Below are 6,317 nucleotides of genomic sequence, written 5' to 3' on the forward strand. Positions count from 1 at the left end.
ATCTTCCTCAACCGCAAAAACCTGATCGTGCTGCTGATGGCCATCGAGCTGATGCTGCTGGCCGTCAACCTCAATTTCGTGGCGTTTGCCCACTACCTGGGCGATCTGCACGGGCAGGTATTCGTGTTTTTCATCCTGACCGTGGCAGCGGCGGAGTCGGCCATTGGCTTGGCGATCCTGGTGCTGCTGTTCCGCAACAAGTCGTCGATCGACGTCCAGGCGCTCAACACCCTCAAGGGTTAAGGCGCATTCCGGATACCACGCGACCTTCACCATGACGACCCTCTCTGCAAGCATGCTGCTGGCGGTGCCACTGGCCCCGTTGATCGGGTCCGCCGCCGCCGGCATATTCGGTACCAAGTTTGGCGGTAACTGGATCGGCCGGCGCTGGTCGCACAGTTTGACCATTCTGGGTGTGCTGGTTTCGTTCATCCTCTCGGCGATCACGCTCAAGCGCGTGGCGCTCGACGGGGCGTATTTCGATCAGACCATATATCAGTGGATGGTCATTGGCGGCCTGAAGATGGAGGTCGGCTTCCTGGTCGATGGCCTGACGGCGATGATGATGTGCGTGGTGACCTTCGTGTCACTGATGGTGCACATCTACACCATCGGCTATATGGAGGACGACCCGGGCTACAACCGGTTCTTCGCTTACATCTCGCTCTTTACCTTCTCGATGCTCATGCTGGTCATGAGCAACAACCTGCTGCAGCTGTTTTTTGGCTGGGAGGCGGTGGGCCTGGTGTCGTACCTGCTGATCGGCTTCTGGTTCAACAAACCGTCGGCGATCTTTGCCAACATGAAGGCTTTCCTGGTCAACCGAGTCGGCGATTTCGGCTTCATCCTCGGTATCGGGCTGCTGGCGGCCTACACTGGCACGCTGAATTACAACGAGATTTTCGACCAGGCCGACAAGCTCGCGACGATCGAGTTCCCGTGGTACGTCTTCGGGCAGGAGGCGATGTTGGTCACGGTGATCGGCATCTGCCTGTTCATCGGCGCGATGGGCAAGAGTGCGCAGTTTCCGCTGCACGTCTGGCTGCCAGACTCCATGGAAGGCCCGACGCCGATTTCGGCGCTGATCCACGCCGCGACGATGGTGACAGCCGGCATCTTCATGGTCGCACGCATGTCGCCAATCTATGAGCTGTCGGACGCAGCGCTGAACTTTATCCTCGTCATCGGCGCCATCACCGCGCTATTTATGGGCTTCCTTGGCATCATCCAAAACGACATCAAGCGCGTGGTGGCGTACTCGACGCTGTCGCAGCTGGGCTACATGACGGTGGCGCTGGGCGCGTCGGCGTATTCGGTGGCGGTGTTCCACCTGATGACGCATGCGTTCTTCAAGGCGCTGCTGTTCCTGGCGGCCGGCTCGGTCATCATCGGCATGCACCACAATCAGGATATTCGCTACATGGGCGGTGTGCGCAAGTACATGCCGATTACCTGGATCACGTTTTTGCTCGGCACACTGGCCTTGGTCGGTACGCCGCTGTTTTCGGGGTTTTACTCCAAGGATGCGATCATCGAGGCGGTGCACTTCAGCAACCTGCCGGCCTCGGGCTTGGCTTACTTTGCCGTGCTGGCCGGGGTGTTCGTGACGGCGTTTTACTCATTCCGGGTGTATTTCCTGGTTTTCCACGGTACGCAGCGCTATGACCACAACCCGCAGGCGCACCACGGCCACCATGAAGACCACGCCGGCCACGGCGACGACAAGCCGCACGAGTCGCCATGGGTGGTGACCGCGCCGCTGCTGTTGCTGGCGGTGCCCTCGGTGGTGATCGGCTACCTCACGGTCCAGCCGATGCTGTTCGGCGACTTCCTTGCCGCTTCGATCGAGGTGCACGCCGACAAGCACCCCGCGATGGCCAAGTTCGCCGAAATCTTCCACGGCCCGCTGGCAATGGCGCTGCACGCCTTGAGCACGCCGCCGTTCTATCTAGCGCTGGCCGGGGCGGTGTCGGCGTGGTACCTGTACATGGTGCGCCCGGATCTACCTGGCCGCATCGCCCAGGCGCTGCGGCCGCTGGTGGTGGTGCTGGAAAACAAGTACTACATGGACTGGATCAACGAGCACGTGATCGCGCGCGCGGCGCGTGGCATCGGGGTCGGATTGTGGAAGGGAGGCGACCGCGGCGTGATCGAGGCCGGTGTCGTCAACCTGAGCTGGAAAGTCGTCGGGGCGCTCGCGGGAGTGGTGCGCCGTGTGCAGACCGGCTACCTGTACCACTACGCCTTCGTGATGATTCTTGGCGTCCTGGCCTTCATGACCTATTTCGTTTGGCTCGCCAAATAAGGAGAACGACAGCATGGGTTTGTTGAGCCTTGCGATTTGGACGCCGATCTTTTTTGGCGTCGTGCTGCTCGCCATTGGGCGCGACGAGCACGCCAACACGGTGCGCTGGCTGGCGCTCGTTGGCGCGCTGACGGGGCTGGTCGTGACCGTGCCGCTGTACAGCGGCTTTGAGGTTGGCTCCGCCGCGATGCAGTTTGTCGAGAAGGCGCCGTGGATCGAGCGCTTCAATGTCCACTACCACCTGGGGGTGGACGGGATTTCGCTCTGGCTGATCCTGTTGACGGCGTTCATCACGGTCGTCGTCGTGATCGCCGGCTGGGAGGTGATCACCGAGCGCGTGCACCAGTACATGGGCGCATTCCTGATCCTGTCCGGTCTGATGATCGGGGTGTTTGCGTCGCTGGATGCGATGCTGTTCTACATTTTCTTCGAGGCGACACTGATCCCGATGTACATCATCATCGGTATCTGGGGGGGGCCGAACAAGATCTACGCGGCGTTCAAGTTCTTCCTCTACACCCTGCTGGGCTCGCTCTTGATGCTGGTGGCGTTGGTGTATCTGTACAACGCCTCGGGCGGCAGTTTCGATTTGGCGACATGGCACAAGCTGCCGCTGGCCGCAGGTGTGCAGACGGCGCTGTTCTTTGCCTTCCTGGCGGCGTTTGCGGTCAAGGTACCCATGTGGCCGGTGCACACCTGGCTGCCGGATGTGCACGTCGAGGCGCCCACCGGCGGCTCTGCCGTCCTGGCGGCCATCATGCTCAAGCTCGGGGCCTATGGTTTTCTGCGCTTTTCGCTGCCGATTACGCCGGATGCAGCCCATGAGTGGGCAGGATTGATGATCGCGCTGTCGCTGGTGGCGGTGATCTATGTCGGCCTGGTGGCGATGGTGCAGCAGGACATGAAAAAGCTCGTGGCCTACTCGTCGGTGGCGCACATGGGCTTTGTGACACTGGGTTTTTTCGTGTTCAATGACCTGGGGCTGTCGGGTGCCATCGTGCAGATGATTGCCCACGGCTTCGTGTCTGCGGCGATGTTCCTGTGCATCGGCGTGCTGTACGACCGGGTACATTCGCGCGAGATCCGCGATTACGGCGGTGTGCTCAACACCATGCCGGCCTTCGGTGCTTTTGCCTTGCTGTTCGTGATGGCCAATGCCGGTTTACCGGGCACGGCGGGCTTCGTCGGCGAGTGGATGGTGATCCTGGCGGCGGTCAAAGCCAACTTCTGGGTCGGGCTGCTGGCGGCCACATCGCTGATCCTTGGGGCCGCATACTCGCTATGGATGTTCAAGCGCGTCTATCTCGGCGCGCCGGTGCACGAACATGTCAAGGCCCTCAAGGACATCAATGCGCGTGAGTTTCTGATGCTGGCCCTGCTGGCGATCATGGTGCTGTACTTCGGCATCCATCCCAAGCCGTTCACTGACGCGATGGATCCGGCGGTACAGCAGCTTCTCCAGCACGTGGCCGTATCCAAGCTGGGCTGACCGTGCTGGCCAACCATTCGAGAAAGCGTTCGTCACATGATTGATACTGTCAGCTGGGCCACAGCCACTCCCGAGCTGTTGCTGCTCGGGATGGCGTGTGTGATCGCCCTTTACGATCTGTTCGTCGATACCCCGCTGCGCGATGCGACCTTCCGCCTCACGCAGCTCACGCTGGCCGTGGTCGCGGTGTTGGAAGGTTATCTGGCTGTCAGTGGACAGACGCTCACGGGTTTTGGCGGGATGATCGTCAGTGACCCCATGGCCGCGTGGTTGAAGTGCTTCGCCACCGTGGCGCTGATGGTGACCCTGGTCTACGCGCGGCCCTACGCCGGCGCGCGCGACATGCTGCGCGGTGGCGAGCTGTTCACGCTGTCCCTGTTTGCGCTGCTGGGTATGTTCATCATGATCAGCGGTCACCATTTCTTGGTGATTTACCTAGGGCTGGAGCTGTTGACGCTGTCCAGCTATGCGCTGGTGGCGCTGCGGCGCGACGATGCGCGTGCAACCGAGGCAGCGATGAAATATTTCGTGCTCGGGGCGCTGGCCAGCGGCTTTTTGCTGTATGGCCTGTCGCTGGTTTATGGGGCCACCGGCAGCCTGGCTATTTCCGACGTAGCGCGGGCCATCGAGGCCGGGGTAGGCCAGCCGCAGGTGCTGATGCTCGGCGTGGTGTTCGTGGTGGCGGGGCTGGCGTTCAAGCTGGGCGTGGTGCCCTTCCACATGTGGGTGCCGGACATCTACCACGGCGCGCCCACGTCGATCACGCTGCTGATCGGCGGCGCGCCCAAGCTGGCCGCTTTTGCGATTGTGGTGCGGCTGCTGGCCGAGGGACTGCCCGCGGTAGCGACGGATTGGCAGCAGATGCTGGCCTTCCTGGCCGTGGCGTCGCTGCTGGTGGGCAACCTGGCGGCAGTGGCCCAGAGCAACCTCAAGCGGATGCTGGCGTTTTCCACGATTGCGCAGATGGGCTTCATGCTGTTGGCCCTGGTCGGCGGCGTGGTTGCCGGGGACCGCACCGGCATGGGCGGGGCGTTCGGCGCGGCCATGTTCTATGTCGTGACCTATGTCCTGACCACGTTGGCGACCTTTGGCGTGATGCTGCTGCTGGCGCGCGAAGGCTTCGAGTCGGAGGAGATTGCCGACTTTGCCGGTCTCAACCAGCGCAGCCCGCTGTATGCCAGGGTGCTGGCGGCATGCATGTTCTCACTCGCGGGGGTGCCTCCGCTGGTCGGCTTCTACGCCAAGCTGGCCGTGCTGCAGGCGCTGCTGGCGGCGGGAGGCGGGCTCTACGTCGGTCTGGCGGTGTTCGCCGTGCTGGCGTCGCTGGTGGGTGCGTTCTACTACCTGCGCGTGGTCAAGGTGATGTATTTCGATGCGCCGACGCAGACGGCACCGATCCAGGCGCCGCTGCAGGTCCGTGCGGTGTTGTCCGTCAACGGGGCGCTGGTCCTGATCTTGGGCTTGCTGCCCGGGGGACTGATGACGCTGTGTATCCAGGCCGTGCGCGCGGTCTTGTGAGGCGCGTTAGAGTCGCGACATGAGTCTGGATTTGGCCGTCGGCCTGGTGATTGCCTTGGCAATCGTAGGTGCCAATTTGCCCTTCGTCAACGAGCGCTGGATGGTCTTGTGGCCGGTGCGCGGCGGTGTCAAGCCGCTATGGGGACGGGTGGGCGAGTTGGTGTTGCTGTATTTCATCGTCGGGGCCGTGGCCCTGGGGCTGGAGCAAAACCTCGGGCAGATTTACCCGCAGGGATGGGAGTTTTATGCCGTGACGGCGTCGATGTTCCTGACCTTGGCCTTTCCGGGGTTCGTGTTCCGCTACCTGATGCGCCGCTGAAAGCCGGGAGGGACACGGTGTCCGATGTCGCGCTCGTCCCCGAACGACATCCTGCGCACCTGGTCGAAGTCTGCCGCGAGACCTCGACGGTGTGGAAGGGGCATTTTCTGTCGCTGTGCCGAGACCGTGTCCAATTGCCCGATGGTCGCGAGGCTGCACGTGAGTATTTGCAACATCCCGGCGCGGTGCTGATCGTGCCGATGTTGGCAGATGGACGGCTGGTGCTGGAGCGACAGTACCGCTATCCGGTGCGGCGCGCGATGATCGAGTTCCCCGCTGGCAAGCGGGATGCGGGTGAGTCGTCCTTTGTCTGCGCCGCGCGCGAGTTGCGCGAGGAAACGGGCTACCAAGCCGGTGAGTGGGCGCGCGCGGGCGTGCTGCATCCTGCCATCGGGTATTCGGACGAGGTCATCGAGATCTGGTTTGCCCGCGCGCTGTGCGCGGGCGAGCGCCGGCTCGACGAGGGGGAATTTCTGGACGTGTTGGCAGTCAGTCCGGCGACGTTGTTGGATGCCGTCTGGCGCGGCGAGGTCACCGATGGCAAAACGCTGGCTGCGCTGCTGTGGTGGCAGAACGTGGCGACTGGCGCCAGTCCACTGCAGTGGCGGCCGGCCGAGGCTTGGCGTGACGAGTCGGCGGTCGTGCAGACTGTGGCGCAGGGGCGTCCATGAAGGTGCTCGATCTGG

Annotated in this window: 6 protein-coding genes; all 6 read left to right on the top strand. The window is 62.6% G+C overall.

Features of this window, described 5'->3' with window-relative positions:
- Nucleotides 1-243, top strand: a 243-nt coding sequence (gene nuoK / locus P3W97_RS08970; RefSeq protein ID WP_300845963.1) for an NADH-quinone oxidoreductase subunit NuoK, incomplete at its 5' end; no start/stop codon positions are given.
- 31 nt (nt 244-274) lie between these two features.
- Nucleotides 275-2,305: an NADH-quinone oxidoreductase subunit L gene (gene nuoL / locus P3W97_RS08975; protein ID WP_300845965.1), complete on the top strand. Its 2,031-nt coding sequence runs from the start codon at nt 275-277 to the stop codon at nt 2,303-2,305.
- Between the two features lie 13 nt (nt 2,306-2,318).
- The gene (locus P3W97_RS08980; protein WP_300845967.1) at nt 2,319-3,794 is read left to right on the top strand and encodes an NADH-quinone oxidoreductase subunit M; all 1,476 of its coding nucleotides are present in this window, start codon (nt 2,319-2,321) and stop codon (nt 3,792-3,794) included.
- A 36-nt stretch (nt 3,795-3,830) separates the two neighbouring features.
- Entirely contained in the window at nt 3,831-5,312 is a 1,482-nt protein-coding gene (gene nuoN, locus P3W97_RS08985; protein WP_300845969.1) for an NADH-quinone oxidoreductase subunit NuoN, read from the top strand.
- A 19-nt stretch (nt 5,313-5,331) separates the two neighbouring features.
- Nucleotides 5,332-5,631, top strand: a complete 300-nt coding sequence (locus tag P3W97_RS08990) for a DUF2818 family protein (protein ID WP_300845971.1) — start codon at nt 5,332-5,334, stop codon at nt 5,629-5,631.
- A gap of 17 nt (nt 5,632-5,648) precedes the next feature.
- The gene (locus P3W97_RS08995) at nt 5,649-6,302 is read left to right on the top strand and encodes an NUDIX hydrolase (protein ID WP_300845973.1); all 654 of its coding nucleotides are present in this window, start codon (nt 5,649-5,651) and stop codon (nt 6,300-6,302) included.
- Nucleotides 6,303-6,317: the final 15 nt, after the last annotated feature.

The organism is Tepidimonas sp. (assembly GCF_029335975.1).
GTDB lineage: Bacteria > Pseudomonadota > Gammaproteobacteria > Burkholderiales > Burkholderiaceae_C > Tepidimonas.

Excerpts from the sequence above, each read along its gene's own strand:
- nuoL (WP_300845965.1), top strand. The coding sequence starts at position 275 with ATGACGACCCTCTCTGCAAGCATGCTGCTGGCGGTGCCACTGGCCCCG.
- nuoN (WP_300845969.1), top strand. The coding sequence starts at position 3,831 with ATGATTGATACTGTCAGCTGGGCCACAGCCACTCCCGAGCTGTTGCTG.
- P3W97_RS08980 (WP_300845967.1), top strand. The coding sequence starts at position 2,319 with ATGGGTTTGTTGAGCCTTGCGATTTGGACGCCGATCTTTTTTGGCGTC.
- P3W97_RS08990 (WP_300845971.1), top strand. The coding sequence starts at position 5,332 with ATGAGTCTGGATTTGGCCGTCGGCCTGGTGATTGCCTTGGCAATCGTA.